The sequence below is a fragment of the Stenotrophomonas sp. genome (genome assembly GCF_035634915.1).
Lineage (GTDB): Bacteria > Pseudomonadota > Gammaproteobacteria > Xanthomonadales > Xanthomonadaceae > Stenotrophomonas.
Map to the genome: position 1 here is coordinate 144,537 of NZ_DASQCB010000005.1, position 15,295 is coordinate 159,831.

Annotated in this window: 14 protein-coding genes; 6 read left to right on the top strand and 8 right to left on the bottom strand. The window is 67.7% G+C overall.

Annotation, left to right across the window (positions count from 1 at the left end; genetic code table 11):
- Positions 1-360 precede the first annotated feature (360 nt).
- Complete coding sequence (gene ddlA / locus VER16_RS04835; protein WP_324805844.1) at positions 361-1,446, top strand: D-alanine--D-alanine ligase; 1,086 nt, start codon at positions 361-363, stop codon at positions 1,444-1,446.
- Positions 1,447-1,592: 146 nt separating this feature from the next.
- Here the strand turns inward: ddlA and VER16_RS04840 are convergent, their stop codons facing one another.
- The 3 genes from VER16_RS04840 to oleC all read right to left on the bottom strand — a co-directional run bounded on the left by VER16_RS04840 (position 1,593) and on the right by oleC (position 4,511).
- A complete protein-coding gene (locus VER16_RS04840) occupies positions 1,593-1,748 on the bottom strand; it encodes a DUF1328 domain-containing protein (RefSeq protein ID WP_107231440.1) in 156 nt (51 codons plus the stop codon).
- Positions 1,749-1,869: 121 nt separating this feature from the next.
- Positions 1,870-2,856, bottom strand: coding sequence for a 2-alkyl-3-oxoalkanoate reductase (gene oleD, locus VER16_RS04845; protein WP_324805847.1), 987 nt, complete (start codon positions 2,854-2,856; stop codon positions 1,870-1,872).
- Positions 2,853-4,511 carry an olefin beta-lactone synthetase gene (gene oleC / locus VER16_RS04850; RefSeq protein WP_324805849.1) on the bottom strand — a complete coding sequence of 553 codons (1,659 nt, stop codon included), beginning with the start codon at positions 4,509-4,511 and terminating at the stop codon, positions 2,853-2,855. Before oleC ends, oleD begins: the two co-directional genes overlap by 4 nt.
- Positions 4,512-4,615: 104 nt before the next feature.
- Here oleC and VER16_RS04855 point away from each other — a divergent pair, with 104 nt between their 5' ends.
- Entirely contained in the window at positions 4,616-4,969 is a 354-nt protein-coding gene (locus VER16_RS04855; protein ID WP_324805851.1) for a YkgJ family cysteine cluster protein, read from the top strand.
- 101 nt (positions 4,970-5,070) lie between these two features.
- Here the strand turns inward: VER16_RS04855 and VER16_RS04860 are convergent, their stop codons facing one another.
- From VER16_RS04860 to VER16_RS04875, 4 genes are all read right to left on the bottom strand, one after another.
- A complete protein-coding gene (locus VER16_RS04860; protein WP_324805853.1) occupies positions 5,071-5,961 on the bottom strand; it encodes an alpha/beta fold hydrolase in 891 nt (296 codons plus the stop codon).
- A gap of 61 nt (positions 5,962-6,022) precedes the next feature.
- Entirely contained in the window at positions 6,023-7,039 is a 1,017-nt protein-coding gene (locus VER16_RS04865; RefSeq protein WP_079224786.1) for a 3-oxoacyl-ACP synthase III, read from the bottom strand.
- 100 nt (positions 7,040-7,139) lie between these two features.
- The gene (locus tag VER16_RS04870; RefSeq protein WP_108767322.1) at positions 7,140-7,457 is read right to left on the bottom strand and encodes a DUF4156 domain-containing protein; all 318 of its coding nucleotides are present in this window, start codon (positions 7,455-7,457) and stop codon (positions 7,140-7,142) included.
- A gap of 217 nt (positions 7,458-7,674) precedes the next feature.
- On the bottom strand, positions 7,675-10,524 hold the full coding sequence (locus tag VER16_RS04875; protein ID WP_324805858.1) for a pitrilysin family protein: 2,850 nt from the start codon (positions 10,522-10,524) through the stop codon (positions 7,675-7,677).
- A gap of 179 nt (positions 10,525-10,703) precedes the next feature.
- Between VER16_RS04875 and VER16_RS04880 the strand changes: the two genes are divergently transcribed.
- The 3 genes from VER16_RS04880 (at position 10,704) to VER16_RS04890 (ending at position 11,957) form a co-directional block, all read left to right on the top strand.
- Complete coding sequence (locus tag VER16_RS04880) at positions 10,704-10,934, top strand: hypothetical protein (RefSeq protein WP_324805861.1); 231 nt, start codon at positions 10,704-10,706, stop codon at positions 10,932-10,934.
- Positions 10,931-11,407 (top strand): hypothetical protein, encoded by a 477-nt coding sequence (locus VER16_RS04885; protein ID WP_324805863.1) that lies wholly within the window; start codon positions 10,931-10,933, stop codon positions 11,405-11,407. Before VER16_RS04880 ends, VER16_RS04885 begins: the two co-directional genes overlap by 4 nt.
- Before the next feature lie 70 nt (positions 11,408-11,477).
- The gene (locus VER16_RS04890) at positions 11,478-11,957 is read left to right on the top strand and encodes a tRNA (cytidine(34)-2'-O)-methyltransferase (protein ID WP_079224780.1); all 480 of its coding nucleotides are present in this window, start codon (positions 11,478-11,480) and stop codon (positions 11,955-11,957) included.
- 152 nt (positions 11,958-12,109) lie between these two features.
- Here VER16_RS04890 and VER16_RS04895 read toward each other — a convergent pair whose 3' ends face one another.
- Positions 12,110-13,273, bottom strand: a complete 1,164-nt coding sequence (locus VER16_RS04895) for an acyl-CoA dehydrogenase family protein (protein WP_324805866.1) — start codon at positions 13,271-13,273, stop codon at positions 12,110-12,112.
- 315 nt (positions 13,274-13,588) lie between these two features.
- Here VER16_RS04895 and VER16_RS04900 point away from each other — a divergent pair, with 315 nt between their 5' ends.
- Positions 13,589-15,265: an electron transfer flavoprotein-ubiquinone oxidoreductase gene (locus tag VER16_RS04900; RefSeq protein ID WP_324805868.1), complete on the top strand. Its 1,677-nt coding sequence runs from the start codon at positions 13,589-13,591 to the stop codon at positions 15,263-15,265.
- Positions 15,266-15,295 lie beyond the last annotated feature (30 nt).

Consider the following 15,295-nt stretch of genomic DNA (forward strand, 5'->3'; position numbering starts at 1 on the left):
CACCCGCAGAGGCACCGGCCTCTGGCCGGCAACTTCAAAAGCAAAAGCCTGCATTCCGTGGGATGGCGGGGTGGGTCCGGTTGAGGGGGACGCCGTGAACCCATCCATGGGGGCTTGGTCGCGGCATCCATGCCGCTCACACCCCCTCAACCGGACCCACCCCGCCTTCGACAGTTGGCCGCGATCTTTCGGTACCTGCTGCTGATGGTGGGTGCCGACCGTTGGTCGGCACGGTTCTGCTCTGGTAGATGCCGACCTTGGTCGGCGCTCGGCATTCGGGTGTGCCAACCAAGGTTGGCAACTACCGGAACCGGGCCGGGCGGTTCATGCTGTGGGGCCTTGTTACACAGGACAACGCCCATGGCACGGACCCGGGTCGGGATCATTTTCGGAGGCATGTCCTCCGAGCACGAAGTGTCGCTGCAGTCGGCGAAGAACATCCTCGATGCGCTCGATCGCGAGCGCTTCGAACCGGTGCTGGTGGGTATCGACAAGCAGGGTCAGTGGCACCTCAGCCAGCCCGATACCTTCCTGGTCAATGCCGATGATCCGGCGCGCATCGCGCTGCATCCCTCGGGCAAGGCGCTGGCCGTCCGGCCCGGTGCCGGGCAGGCGCAGCTGCAACCGGTGGATGCGTCCACCGCGCTGGGCCAGATCGATGTGGTGCTGCCCATCGTGCACGGGCCGCTGGGCGAGGATGGCGCGCTGCAGGGGCTGCTGCGCATGGCCAACCTGCCCTTCGTCGGTTCGCCGGTGCTGGGCTCGGCGGCAGCGATGGACAAGGACGTGGCCAAGCGGCTGCTGCGCGATGCGGGGCTGCCGGTGGCGCCGTGGGTGTGCATCCGTCGTCACGAGGCGGCGAGTGTGGACGTGCAGGCGCTGATCGCGCAGCTGGGGCTGCCGCTGTTCGTCAAGCCGGCCAACCAGGGCTCGTCGGTAGGGGTCAGCAAGGTCAAGCAGGCCGGTGATTTCGCCGAGGCGCTGCAGCTGGCGCTGCGGCATGACCACAAGGTGCTGGTGGAATCGGCCGTGGTCGGCCGCGAGATCGAGTGCGCGGTACTGGGCAATGATCTACCGCAGGCCAGCGTCTGCGGCGAGGTGGTGGTGCACGACGAGTTCTATGCCTACGACACCAAGTACATCAACCCCGATGGTGCGGACGTGGTGGTGCCGGCGGCGATCGATGGCGATGCGCAGGCACGCATCCAGCAGATCGCGCTGCAGGCTTACCAGGTGCTGGAATGTGCGGGCATGGCGCGGGTGGATGTATTCCTAACCGCGGAGGGGCAGATCGTCATCAACGAGATCAATACCCTGCCCGGATTTACCCGCATCAGCATGTACCCCAAGCTGTGGGGCGCCAGCGGGTTGGGCTACACCGCGCTGATCACGCGGTTGATCGAGCTGGCGCTGGAACGGCACGCGGCCGATCGGGCGCTGGTGTAACGATGGAAACCTGCGGGCCGCGCTTGTGGCCCGGCCTGCGGGACCCTGCTTCCGTAGAGTCGAGCTTGCTCGACTGCTTCTGGCGCAGTCAAGCATGGCTCGACTCTACGGGCAGCGGGAAAAGCAGTCGGGCAAGCTCGACGCTACTACCCGCGCTTGCGGAACATCGAGATCACCGCAAGGATCAGGAACACGACGAACAGGATCCAGGCGATGTTGCTGGCAGCGCCTGCAATGCCGGAGAAGCCGAGCACAGCGGCGATGATGGCGATGACGAAAAAGATGACGGCGTAATGCAGCATGGCGTTCCTCGCGGGTGGTCCGGCCGGTGTGGCGTTGGGTCCATCCTGCGGATCTGCCGGTGTGCAACCGGTGACGGCGATCTCTGCGGCTGATGAAGCCTTCAGCGCCGTGACGCTGCCGTCACGACGCGGCCTTGAGACGGCGCAGCCCTTCTTCGATGCTCACCTGCGGCACGTAACCGAAATCGCGACGCGCCGGTTCCATGCTGTACCAGTGCGGCGTGCACAGCTGTTCGGCCAGGAAGCGGGTCAGCGGCGGTTCGCCGGGCAGGCGCAGCAGCGGCCACAGGCGCTCGCAGATCGCGCCGATGCGATAGGCGGCCTTGAAGCTGAGCGTCTTTTCCACCGCCGGCGCGCCGACCGCCGCGAGCAGCTTGTTGAGCAGCTCACGCATCGGCAGCGGCTCGCCGTTGGAAATGAAGTAAGCCTTGCCGGCACAGGCCGCGCCCGGGGCGAGTGCGTCCAACGCCAGGAAATGCGCCAGCGCGGCGTTGTCGATGTAGGTGGTGTCGACCTTGTTGCTGCCATCACCGACCAGGCGCAGGCGGCCCTGGCGGGCGCGCTGGGCCAGGCGCGGCACCAGCTGCTGGTCGCCCGGGCCCCAGATCAGCCGCGGGCGCAGCGCCACGGTCGCCAGCGTGGCGTCGTTGGCCGCCAGCACGCGCTGTTCGGCAATCGCCTTGGTCGCCGCGTACGGCGCCTGGAAGTTCTCGCCGTAAGGCACTTCGTCCGCGCCCAGCCCTTCCACCGGATGGGTGGCGCGGTGGGTCACGCTGGGCGTGGAGGTGTAGACCAGCTTGCCGATGCCGTGCGCGCGGCAGGCGGCGATGACGTTGTCGGTGCCGACCACATTGGCCTGGTGGTAGCTGTCATAGCTGCCCCAGGCGCCGGCCTTGGCGCCGTTGTGCAGCACCGCGTCGACGCCGGCCACGGCATGCAGCACGGCCTGCGCGTCGGCCAGGTCACCGCGGATCTGGCCCACGCCCATCGCCTGCAGTTCCGGGTAGTGGCTGCGGTTGAAGGCCAGTACCTGGTGACCACGTTCAAGCAGGCCACGGCACAGCGCCTGGCCGAGGAAACCACCACCACCGGTGACCAGGATCTTCATGCGCGCTTCTCCAGTTGGGCGCCTGCCCAGACGGCGAGCTTCTCGCGGCCGATCTTGGCGTTGTGACGGATATCGACGGGGAATGCCGGATGCACCAGGAAATGCTGCAGGCCGGCGGCGGCGGCGTGGGCAGCCGCATGCGCGCGCAGGGTCTCCTGCAGCGCCGGGCCGTCCGACTGCCCACGCTGCAGTTCCACGCACAGCACCGGCACCTGTGCACCGGCAGCGCCCACGCCCACCAGCGCGGTGCGGGCCACGCCCGGCACGGTGTTGAACACCGGCTCAAGCTGCTCGGTGTACAGCGGCCCGCGCGCGGTTTGCACGCGCTGGGTCTTGCGCCCGCAGAACCACAGGCGGCCCTGCGCGTCGAAGTAGCCGACGTCGCCCATGCGGTGCACCACGCGGGTGCTGCCATCGGCCAGGGTTTCGCGGATCTTGGCAGCGGCCGTCGCCTGTGGGCGGTTGAAGTAGGTGTCGGTGGCGGTGGGGCCGGCCACAGTGATCTCGCCCACCTCGCCAGCGCCCAATACGCGTGCCTGCGACCAGTCGGGCAGCGGCGCGTCGTCGATGGCGATGATGCGCACCTCGTTAGGCGCGACCACGCTGCCCACGCAGGTGCCGGCACCGGCCTCGGTGGCCGCGCGGGTGCGCTCCAGTTCGCGGCCTTCGACCACGGCCACCGGCAGGCATTCGGTGGCGCCGTAGGGCGTCCAGAACTGCGCATCGTCAGGCAGCAGGCGGCGGATGGTGGCTACCACGTCCGGCGGCACCGGCGCACCGGCCGAGGTCACCCGGCGCACCGTCGGCAGCGGCCGACCGTGTCGGGCCAGCACCCGCATCAGCGCGGGCGAACCGAACAGCTGGGTCACCCCGAAGCGCTGGATGGCATCGTGCAGGCGCGCCGGGTCGGCCTGCGCCGGCCGGGTCGGGTCCATGTCCGGGATGACCGAGGTCAGGCCCAGCGCCGGGTCGAACAGGGCGAACGGCGGGAAAGTCGGCAGGTCCACCCCGCCGGCCTCCATGCCGAAGGCGCTGCCCAGCAGCTGGATCTGGCCGACGAAGTGGCGGTGGCGGTAGACCACACCCTTGGGCACGCCGGTGGAGCCGCTGGTGAACAGGATGGCGGCCATGTCCTCGCCATCGGTGGCGGCCAGCATCGGGCCGCCGCTGGCACCGGCGCGCTCCAGCGCGGCCAGGGTGGTCCCGCCCCAGCCCAGGCGGCGGCCGACGGTGACCAGGCGGGTCGCCGACGGTGCCCAGCGCAATACCAGCCGGGCGACGTGGGCCAGCGGGATGCCGATGAAGGCCTCCGGCTGCGCTTCGTCCAGGCACTGCTTCAGCGCGCGCTTGTCGATGCCCGGGTCGACCAGCACCGGTACCGCGCCCAGCTTGAACAGGGCGAACATCAGCAGGAAGAACTCCGGCGAGGGCCGCACCATCACCACCGCGCGCACGCCACGGCCGATGCCGTAGCCGGCCAGGCCGGCGGCCATGGCGTCGCTGCGGGCGTCCAGCTGGCGGTAGTCCAGGGTCACGTCATAGGCGGCCATGCCATTGCCGGCACCGCGGCGGCCGGGGCAGCGGATGGCGATCTGGTCAGGGCGTTCGCGGGCCAGTTCAGGCAGCCGCGCCGCGATATTGCAGGGTCCGTTCATCCGTTCATTGTCGCCGCTTACGGAATTTCTTGCGCGGCCGCCCGCTTCGTGGAAAATCCGCAGCCTCGTTCCCGATTCCCACTGCCGCCCGAGGCGGCTTGCCCATGCAACATCCCTGCATGACCTGCGGCGCCTGCTGCACCCAATACCGCGTGGCTTTCCATTGGATGGAATCGGACGAGGTCACCCCCGGCGGCGTGCCGCACCAGCTGACCGAGGTGCTGGACCCGCATCGCCTGTGCATGCGCGGCACCCACTCCAAGCCGGTGCGCTGCGTGGCGCTGGACGCGCAGATCGGCGTCTATTCGCGCTGCACCATCCACCCCAACCGGCCCAGCGTGTGCCGCGAGGTGGATGCGTCGTGGGAGTACGGCAAGGCCAGCCTGCAGTGCGACAAGGCGCGCATCGCCTATGGCCTGGACCCGCTGACCCCGGCGGACTGGGAAAACGCCGCCTGAGGCAAGGGGTCGGATCCGTTTCGCAGAAACGGCTCTGACCCCGGATTGCCCGGATGGGGTCAGAGCCCTCTCTGCGAGAGGGATCCGACCCCGCATCTCCATCAGAGCGGGCTCGCGTCCAGGAAGGCGCGGATTTCCGGCACCAGCACTTCGTGCTTGTCTTCCAGCACGTAGTGGTTGGCGTCTTCGAAGGCATGCACCTGGGCCTTCGGCAGCGCGACCTGGAAGCCCTCCAGGAAGTGGTGGTCGAAGACGATGTCACGCAGGCCCCAGCCAATGAAGGCCGGGCGGTCGGCAAAGGACGGCAGCGCTTGGCCGGCGCGCTCCAGCAGCGACCAGCCCTTGTCGGCCGGCGACAGCGGGATGTCCTGCATGAAGCGGATGGTGCTGATGCGATTGGCGTAGCTGTTGTACGGCGACACGTAGGCGCGGCGCACGTCCGCCGGCATCTTCCGTTCCACGCCCAGCCATGAGGCACCGGACGAGAACGCATTGAAGGTGCGGATGATCCACTCGCCGATCTTCCAGTGGCGGCCCAGCCCGATCTGCCACGGCATCTTCTTGGCCGCCGGCATCGGGAAGGCGGCGGTGTTGAGCACCACCAGGCGCTTCACCTGCGCGTGGTGCGACAGCGCCCAGCCGAAGCCGATCATGCCGCCCCAGTCGTGCACGGCCAGGGTGACCGGGCCGGTGATGCCCAGGTGCTTCAGCAGCGCCTCCAGGTCATCCACGCGCGACTGCAGGGTGTACTCGTAGCGCTGGTCGTCGGGCTTGTCCGACAGGCCCATGCCGATGTGGTCCGGCACGATGCAGCGGTACTTGTCCGACAGGCCGGCCACCAGCGTGCGCCAGTAATAGCTCCACGACGGGTTGCCGTGCACCATCACCACCACCTCGCCATCGCGCGGGCCTTCGTCGAGATAGCTCATCGACAGGCCGGGACGGACCTCGAAACGCTGCGGGTGGGCGGGGTAACCGGGAAGCTGGGACATCGGATCGCACCTGTAGAAAGGGCCGGTAGAACCGGCCCTTGGAATCAACGCAGCGGGCTGCTTACCAGACCACTTCAGCCATCGAGCAGTTCAGGCCCGAGCCGATGCCGAGCAGCGCGATGCGATCGCCCTTCTTCAGCTTGCCCAGCTGCTTGAGCTTGCTCAGCACGATCGGCACCGAGGCCGGGCCGATGTTGCCGTGCTCGCCGAAGATGGTCATCACCTTCTTCGGGTCGATGCCGAAGTTCTTGATGAACGCGGCGGTGTGCGGCTGGCTGACCTGGTGGATGACGAACTGGTCCAGCTCTTCCACGGCCCAGCCCAGGGCGATCTTGGCGGCGGCAAAGGTCTTCTGCGCCAGCTTGATGCCTTCGATCAGCAGCAGGCGGGTGTCGGTGACCATGCGGTCCAGGTTGCCCAGGCACAGCTGGTTCCACTCGGTGGCCGAGCGGGTCACGCCGCCCTTGTAGCGCGGGGCGTCGGGCACCAGTTCCGAGCGCGCCATCACCATGGCGGCGGCACCCGAACCGGTGGTCAGCGCAGCCAGCTCGTTTCGGAAGTCGTCGGCGGTGACGTCCGGGGCGGTCATCCGCTCCAGGGTCTTTTCGTACACCAGGTTGGCGGTCTCGCCGTCCACCACCAGCGCGTAGTCGATGTCACCGCGCTCGAGCATGCGCGCCGCGATGTCCATGCCGTTGATGAAGGCCAGGCAGGCATTGGCGACGTCGAAGGTCATGCATTCGTCGCTGACACCCAGGTTGCCGGACACGATGGAGGCCGTGGACGGCTCCAGGTAATCACGGCTGACCGAGGTGTTGACCAGCAGGCCGACCTGGCCGGCGGTGATGCCCGCGTCTTCCAGGGCCTTGCGGCCGGCCATGGTGGCGGCATCGGAGGCGAGCACGCCGTTGTCCCACAGGCGGCGGGCGTGGATGCCGGCGATATCGCCGAGCACGTCGGTGCGGATGCCGAGGCGGTCCAGCGTTGGCTGCAACCGTTCGTTGATTTCCTTGGTCGTCAACGTATGCGGCGCGTCGACGTGTGCCAGGCCGGCGATCGAGACATTCTTGAAGAGCATCGAGGTTAGCGCCAAGGCTCAGGCAACGGGGGCGCTATTCTATAACCCCCGGGCTTTCACCGCATCTTTACGAATTCAGCCTTGGCCGTATGGTGCCCGTTCAGCGCGGCGGGCACTGGAAGGCGGCGAAACGCTGGCTGCCATCGGCCGGGGCCGCGGCGGCCTGCACGGCGTTGGCGCCGGCACTGGGGGCCTCGTTGCGGGCCAGGGTTTCCAGCTCTTCCTGCACGCGCAGCGGGTTGCGGTTGTAGAAGCCGACCTTGCTCTTCACGGTGACCACGACCTCACCCTTGGTGATGCAGCCTGCCGGCAGCGGGCCGGCCGGGAGCACGCGCACGGTCTTGCCCGCCGGTTCCATCGGCACCCAGGTGCAGGCCGTGACGGTGAGCAGCAGGGACGACAGCAGCAGAAGGCGCATGGGCAGATCCTGGAAGGGTATGGGGCGATTCTGCCTGAACAGCCTGAATCGGGGGTAGCCGGGGTTGGGGGTCAGAGCCCCCTGCGGGGGATCCGACCCCCGGGTTTCGCCTGAGGCGGAAGCGGTCGGATCCCCCGCAGGGGGCTCTGACCCCGGATGCACGACGGGGTCGGAGCCCTCCCGATGGGAGGGATCCGACCCCTTGCCGCGTTATGCCTTACTTCTTGACCGGGTTGCCTTCGGCGTCGATCACGGTCACTTCGCCCAGATTCAGCGCACGCACGGCCGCTTCGGTCTGCTTGAGGTCACCCACCACCACCCAGGTCAGGCCCTGCGGCTTGATCTCGGCGGCGGCCTGCTGCACCTGCGCCGGGGTCATCGCCTCGATCTCGGCCTTGCGGCGCACCACGTAATCATCCGGGCGCTTGAACTGCACGATGTTGCCGATGGTCGAGGCCACCGCGGCGGCAGTCTCGTAGGCGCCGGGCAGACTCAGGGTCTGGATGTTGCGGATGCGGTTGACCTCAGCCTCGGTGGCCGGCTTGCTGCCATCGGCGAACTCGACGATCTCCTTGCGCATTTCCGCCAGGGCCGGGCCGGTCTTGTCGATCTGCACCGGCGCCATCGCCATCCACGGGCGCTGGCCCACGGTGTTGCTGGCGCTGGTACGGGCACCATAGGACCAGTGCTTGTCTTCGCGCAGGTTCATGTTCAGGCGCGAGGTGAAGTCACCGCCGATGACGCCGTTGGCGATGTCGAAGCGGATCGAGCTGGCATCGCTGGACGGCGGCACGACCTGGCCGGCGAACAGGTTGGCCTGCACCGCGCCCGGCTGGTCGATGAGGAACACGCGCGTGGCCTTGGGCACGGCCACGGCGGTGCTGGCCTTGATCACCGGGGCATCGCCGCTGGCCTTCCAGTCGCCCAGCTGCTTGTCCAGCAGCGGCACGATCTCGGCCAGGGTGGTGTCACCGACCACGATCAGGGTGCCGTCCTGCGGGCGCAGCCAGTCGCGGTGGAAGTCGACCAGGTCTTCGCGGCCCAGGCTGGTGATCGCCGCCTCGTCACCGCTGCCGGTGAACGGAATGGCATACGGGTGGCCCTTGCCGTACAGCAGCGGCGGCAGCACGCGCATGGCCACCGCGTTCGGGTTGACCTTTTCCTGCTGGATGCCGGCGATCCACGAGGCCTTGACCCGGTCGATCTCGCTCTGCTCGAAGCGCGGCTCGCGCAGCAGGTCGCGGTACAGCGCCAGCGACGGCACCAGGTTCTCCTTCAGTGCCGACAGGTCGACGGTGACCGAATCCAGGCCGGCACCGGCGTCCAGGCTGGCGCCCAGCGCGTCGGCGGCATCGGCGAAGGCCAGCGAGCCGAGCTTGCCGGCGCCTTCGGTCATCAGGTTCATGGTGAAGTTGGCGGTGCCCGGCTTGCGGCCCTGGTCGGCGGTGAAGCCACCCGGGAACTGGTAGCTGAACTGCACCACCGGAATCTCGTGGCGCTCGGCCAGCACCACGGTGGTGCCATTCTTCAGAGTGGCGCGCTGCAGCGCCGGGAACTTCAGCTGCGGGAACTCACGGGTCTGCGGCACGCCGGCCTTGCGGTCCACCTGCTCCGGCAGGGTGCTGAACTTCGTGTCCACGGCCGGCACGTTGAACGGCTTCGGGGTCTGCGTCGGCTCTTCCGGCAGCGCCACGCGCTCACCCGGCTCGACCACCAGGGTGTGGCTGCCCTTGTCCAGCCACTGGGCGCCCACGCGCTTGAGGTCGGCAGCGGTGGCCTTGTCGATGTTGGCCAGCGAGGTGCGGAAGCAGCCCGGATCGCCGGTGTAGACGGCGCACTCGGCCAGCGCGTCGGCCTTGCCGCCGAACCCACCGATGCGTTCGATGCCGCGGATGAAGCCGGCGCGGAAGCCGGTCTTGGCGCGCGACAGCTCGTCGGCCGTCGGGCCGTCCTTGATCAGACGCTCGATCTCCTCATCGATGATCTTCTCGACCTTGGCCGGGTCCTGGCCCTGCTTCACCGTGGCCACGACCATGAAGTTGGAGCCCAGCTGCGAGGCGTAGGCACCGGCACTGATGTTGTCCACCAGCTTGTCCTGGTGCTGCAGGCGCTGGCTCAGGCGCGACGACTTGGCGCCGCCCAGGATCTGCCCCAGCAGCTGCAGCTGGTCGATGTCGGTGGTGCCGACCTGGGCCACGTTCCAGGCGCGGTAGACGCGCACCTGCGGCACCTTGTCGGTCATCACTTCGCGGGTATCGGCCTCGCGCTTGGCCACGTCCACCTTCGGCTGGGCCATGGTCGGGCCGGCCGGGATGCTGCCGAAGTACTTCGCAGCCTTTTCCTTGGCGGTGGCCAGGTCGATATCGCCAGCCAGCACCAGCACCGCGTTGTTGGGACCATACCAGGTGCGGAACCAGGTCTTGACGTCATCCAGCGAGGCGGCGTTGAGGTCGTTCATCGAACCGATGACGCTGTGGTGGTACGGGTGGCCGACCGGGTACAGCGAACGGTTCATCTGGCTCCACACCTGACCATAAGGCTGGTTTTCGCCCTGGCGCTTCTCGTTCTGGACCACGCCGCGCTGTTCGTCCAGCGCCGCCTGGTCGATCGCACCGACCAGGTGGCCCATGCGGTCCGACTCCATCCACAGCGCCATGTCCAGCGCGGTGGTCGGCACGTTCTCGAAGTAGTTGGTGCGGTCGGTGTTGGTGGTGCCGTTCTGGCCGGTGGCACCGACCTGCTTGAAGGGCTCGAAGTATTCGCCGTCGTGGTTCTCGCTGCTCTGGAACATCAGGTGTTCGAACAGGTGCGCGAAACCGGTACGGCCGGCCGGCTCGTCCTTGCTGCCCACGTGGTACCAGATGTTGACCGCCACGATCGGCGCCTTGCGGTCGGTATGCACGATCACGCGCAGGCCGTTGGGCAGGGTGAACTGCTCGAACGGGATATCGACCTTGGTGGCGGCGGCCGGCCTGGCCGCCAGTGCGGCGGTCGGCGCAAGCGTGCCGAGGGCGGTACTGAGGGCGACGGCCAGCAGCGCGGTGCGCGGGCGCAGGGCGAGAGACATTTCCAGATCCTTGGTCACGTTGGTGAACCGCGATCCTAGCGCGCTCCAAGGGCGGCCGGTATCGGCCACCAGTCACTGGGGGTGTTCGTCGCCGGGAGCCTTCGGGGCGCCCCCTCCGCACGGTCACGTGGCACCGGATTCACGGTCCGGACAGTGTCCACCGCGCTTCGAACGGACAGGTGTCCGCCCAGCGGACACCCCTGGACGGCGACAAAATCCTTTTAAATCAACGATTAAAAGTTGGCACGGGGATTGCTTTGTACTTCCTGCGCCAGGAAGGGCTTCAGATCGAATATGACTGGATGCTGAACCAAAGCAGGGAATTGAAGATTTTCCTTGCATGCCCAGAATTGGTGTACTACCTTACTACCACACCACCGCTCACCAACACTAAACAGGCCCCGTCATGAACACCAAGACCATTGCCATCGCCATCGCCCTGATTGCCGGCACCGCGGTTGTTTCGTCGGTGCAGGCCTCCGAATCCATCAAGACCCTGGCCACCGTGCAGGTCCGCCCGGCCGCCGAACAGCTCGCCCAGCAGGCCTGGGAACAGGCCAGCGGCATCCCGACCCTGGCCACCGTGGAAGTGCGCCCCAGCGCCGACCAGCTGGCTGAGCGCGACGGCTTCATCGCCGCCCCGGTCGCCGCCGCCCTGCCGATCACCACCCTGGCCGCCGTCGAGGTGCGCCCGAGCCTGGAACAGCGCGTGGCCCTGGCCGCCGAGCTGGAAGCCCAGCGCTACGCCGCCACCCTGGCCGCCGCCGCCACCAGCGTCGCCAACCAGGTCATCACCAACCTGCCGACCCTGCAGGTGCGCCCGAGCGCTGCCGATCTGCAGGCCCTGGCCACCGAAACCGCCCAGGTCCTGCTGCGCCCGTAAGCGGTGTCCGCCCTGCCTTGCGCAGGGCGTGCGCCGTAATGGCGGCATCGGTGGCAGGTACACTGCAGCGATGAATGCCGCGCCCCTGTTCCACGTGATCCTGTTCCAACCGGAAATCCCGCCCAACACGGGCAATGTGATCCGGCTCTGTGCCAACACCGGCGCGCAGCTGCACCTGGTCGAACCGCTCGGGTTCGCACTGGAAGACAAGCAGCTCAAGCGCGCCGGGCTGGACTACCACGAGTATTCGCGCCTGCAGGTGCACCCCGACCTGGACACCGCGCTGGCACGCATCGCGCCCAAGCGGCTGTTCGCCCTGAGCACCCGGGCCAGCGTGCGCTACGACAGCGTGGCGTTCGAAGAAGGCGATGCCTTCCTGTTCGGGCCGGAAAGCCGCGGCCTGCCGCAGGACCTGCTCGATGCACTGCCTGAAGGCCGCCGCCTGCGCCTGCCGATGCGCCCGGACAACCGCAGCCTCAATCTGTCCAACACCGTGGCCGTGGTGATGTACGAGGCCTGGCGCCAGCACGGCTTTGCCGGCGGCGCGTAACCCGCCCCGGGTAGGTGCGGACCTTGGTCCGCACCAATGCCTGGTCGCGCGGTGAAACACTGTGCCAACCAAGGTTGGCACCTACCAAAGCACATCCCGGGCGACCGTATGCGCGGCATCTGCAGTAGATCCACGCCATGCGTGGATGGCCGTCAGAACGCGTTGATCCCGGTCAGCTCGCGACCGATCACCAGCTGGTGCACGGTCTCGGTGCCCTCATAGGTAATCACCGATTCCAGGTTCAACGCATGCCGGATCGCCACGTGTTCGGTGGTGATGCCGGCGCCGCCGAGCAGGTCACGGCATTCGCGGGCGATATCGATCGCCATGCGGCAGTTGTTCCACTTGGCCAGGCTGACCTGCTGCGGCTGCAGCTGGCCAGCTTCCTTCAGGCGGCCCAGCTGCAGGGCCAGCAGCTGCGCGGTGGTGATCCGGCGGGCCATTTCGGCCAGCTTGATCTGCGCGCTCTGGGTGGCAGCCAGCGGGCGGCCGAACAGCACGCGCTCCTTGGCATAGCCCAGGGCTTCATCAAGGCAGGCGATGGCCGAACCGATGGGGCCCCAGCTGATGCCGAAGCGGGCCTGGGTCAGGCAGCCCAGCGGGCCCTTCAGCCCCTTCACGTTGGGCAGTCGGTGGCTGTCGGGCACGCGCACGTCATCGAAGTACAGCGCACCGGTCAGCGAGGCGCGCAGGCTCATCTTGTGCTTGATCTCCTGCGTGGTGAAACCGGCCATGCCCTTTTCCAGCACGAAGCCCTGGATGCCGTCCTCGGTCTGCGCCCAGACGATGGCCAGGTCGGCCACCGGGCCGCTGGTGATCCACATCTTGCTGCCGCTGATGCGCCAGTCGCTGCCGTCGCGCACCGCACGGGTCTTCATGCTGGCCGGGTCGGAGCCGCCGTGCGCCTCGGTCAGGCCGAAGCAGCCGATCAGTTCGCCGCGGGCCATCGCCGGCAGCCACTGGCGGCGCTGTTCCTCGCTGCCGTAGGCGTAGATGGGGTACATGCACAACGAACTCTGCACCGACACGAAGCTGCGCAGGCCGGAATCGCCGCGCTCAAGCTCCTGGCAGATCAGCCCATAGCTGACCGCACCGAGGTCGCCGCCGCCGTATTCGGCCGGCAGGGTCGCGCCGAGCAGGCCGAGGGCGGCTACTTCCGGCACCAGCTCCTCGGGGAAGCGGGCCTGGTCGAAGGCATCGCCGATGATCGGCAGCACGCGCTCGTTGGTGAAGCGGGCCACGCTGTCCTGCACCGCGCGCTCTTCCTCGCTGAGCAGGGAACGGACATCGAACAGATCGTACGGATGCAAAGCCATGGCACTCACGCGCAGTCAGGACCGGGCCATTGTCGGTCATCCGCAAGCATCGCGTCTGGCAGGTGTGGACCTTGGTCCACACGGAAGCGGATCCGTGCGGTGAAACAATGTGCCAACCAAGGTTGGCACCTACCCAGCCACGCGTATTACGCTGCACTGCAGCAAACGTGGCGTGAACGGGATTGATCTAGCTCGATCACGCGCGTCCCGGTACCCTGACACATTCAAACAAGCGTTTCGCACGTGGTTGCACGCGCGATTCCCAGGCACCGCCGGTGGCCCCGATGCCGGCACTACCCACGAGTCATGCATTCGATGAGCGCTGAAGCCAACGCCCTGCCCCCGCGTGAAGTAATGGAATTCGACGTGGTGATCGTCGGCGCCGGTCCTGCCGGCCTGGCCACCGCGATCCGCCTGCGCCAGCGCGCGGTGGAAGCCGGCCGCGAGCTGTCGGTGTGCGTGCTGGAGAAGGGCTCCGAACCGGGTGCACACGTGCTGTCCGGTGCGGTGATGGACCCGCGCGCGCTCACCGAACTGTTCCCGGACTGGGCCGAGCGCGGCGCACCGCTGAAGCAGAAGGTCACCCGCGACGAGTTCCTGTTCCTCAGCGAGACCGGCGCGCGCAGCACGCCCAACGCGGTGCTGCCGGAATGTTTCCACAACGAAGGCAACTACATCATCAGCCTGGGTGAAGTGACCCGCTGGCTGGCGCAGCAGGCTGAAGCGCTGGAGGTGGCGATCTTCCCCGGCTTCGCCGCGGCCGAGGTGCTGTACGGCGACAACGGTGAAGTGATCGGCGTAGCCACCGGTGACATGGGTATCGAGAAGGACGGCAGCATCGGCCCGGCCTTCGAGCGCGGCATGGCTCTGCATGCCAAATACACGATCTTCGGCGAAGGCGCGCGCGGCCACCTCGGCCGCCAGCTGATCGCCCGCTACAAGCTCGATGAAGGCAAGGACCCGCAGGCCTACGGCATCGGCATCAAGGAGCTGTGGCAGATCGACCCGGCCAAGCACGAGCCGGGCCTGGTGGTGCACGCGGCCGGTTGGCCGCTGGACAACGACACCTACGGCGGCGCGTTCCTGTACCACGCCGACGGCGGCAAGGTCGCCATCGGCTACGTGGTCGGCCTGGACTACAAAAACCCGTGGCTGAGCCCGTTCGAGGAATTCCAGCGCTTCAAGACCCACCCGTCCATCCGCAAGCACCTGGAGGGTGGCACCCGCATCGGCTACGGTGCCCGCGCCATCACCGCCGGTGGCCTGATGTCGCTGCCGAAGACGGTGTTCCCCGGTGGCGCGCTGGTCGGCTGCGAGGCCGGCTACCTCAACGTCAGCCGCATCAAAGGCAGCCACGCTGCGATCAAGACCGGCATGCTGTGCGCCGATGCGGCCTTCGATGCCCTGGCCGCCGACCGCCAGCACGATGAACTGGAGGCCTACCCGAAGGCGTTCGAAGCCAGCTGGCTGTTCACCGAGCTGCAGCAGGCCAAGAACTTCAAGCAGTGGTTCAAGAAGGGCCAGACCGTGGCCACGCTGATGACCGGCATCGAGCAGTGGCTGCTGCCCAAGCTGGGCGTGCGCAACCCGCCGTGGACCCTGCGCCACAGCACGCCGGACCACGCCTGCCTGGAACCGGCGGCCAAGCACACGCGCATCGCCTACCCCAAGCCCGACGGCGTGCTGACCTTCGATCGTCTCAGCTCGGTGTTCCTGAGCAGCACCAACCACGACGAGAACCAGCCCAGCCACCTGACGCTGAAGGACGCCAGCGTGCCGGTGCAGGTGAACCTGGCTGAGTACGCCGGCCCGGAAGCGCGCTACTGCCCGGCCGGTGTCTACGAGTTCGTCGGCGAAGGTGACAGCGCGCGCCTGCAGATCAACGCGCAGAACTGCGTGCACTGCAAGACCTGCGACATCAAGGACCCCACCCAGAACATCGTGTGGGTGACCCCGCAGGGCGGCGGCGGCCCGAACTACTCGGGCATGTGATGACGCCGGGCTGCGACCGCATGTCGCAGC

Excerpts from the sequence above, each read along its gene's own strand:
- ddlA (WP_324805844.1), top strand. The coding sequence starts at position 361 with ATGGCACGGACCCGGGTCGGGATCATTTTCGGAGGCATGTCCTCCGAG.
- VER16_RS04840 (WP_107231440.1), bottom strand. The coding sequence starts at position 1,748 with ATGCTGCATTACGCCGTCATCTTTTTCGTCATCGCCATCATCGCCGCT.
- oleD (WP_324805847.1), bottom strand. The coding sequence starts at position 2,856 with ATGAAGATCCTGGTCACCGGTGGTGGTGGTTTCCTCGGCCAGGCGCTG.
- oleC (WP_324805849.1), bottom strand. The coding sequence starts at position 4,511 with ATGAACGGACCCTGCAATATCGCGGCGCGGCTGCCTGAACTGGCCCGC.
- VER16_RS04855 (WP_324805851.1), top strand. The coding sequence starts at position 4,616 with ATGCAACATCCCTGCATGACCTGCGGCGCCTGCTGCACCCAATACCGC.
- VER16_RS04860 (WP_324805853.1), bottom strand. The coding sequence starts at position 5,961 with ATGTCCCAGCTTCCCGGTTACCCCGCCCACCCGCAGCGTTTCGAGGTC.
- VER16_RS04865 (WP_079224786.1), bottom strand. The coding sequence starts at position 7,039 with ATGCTCTTCAAGAATGTCTCGATCGCCGGCCTGGCACACGTCGACGCG.
- VER16_RS04870 (WP_108767322.1), bottom strand. The coding sequence starts at position 7,457 with ATGCGCCTTCTGCTGCTGTCGTCCCTGCTGCTCACCGTCACGGCCTGC.
- VER16_RS04875 (WP_324805858.1), bottom strand. The coding sequence starts at position 10,524 with ATGTCTCTCGCCCTGCGCCCGCGCACCGCGCTGCTGGCCGTCGCCCTC.
- VER16_RS04885 (WP_324805863.1), top strand. The coding sequence starts at position 10,931 with ATGAACACCAAGACCATTGCCATCGCCATCGCCCTGATTGCCGGCACC.
- VER16_RS04890 (WP_079224780.1), top strand. The coding sequence starts at position 11,478 with ATGAATGCCGCGCCCCTGTTCCACGTGATCCTGTTCCAACCGGAAATC.
- VER16_RS04895 (WP_324805866.1), bottom strand. The coding sequence starts at position 13,273 with ATGGCTTTGCATCCGTACGATCTGTTCGATGTCCGTTCCCTGCTCAGC.
- VER16_RS04900 (WP_324805868.1), top strand. The coding sequence starts at position 13,589 with ATGAGCGCTGAAGCCAACGCCCTGCCCCCGCGTGAAGTAATGGAATTC.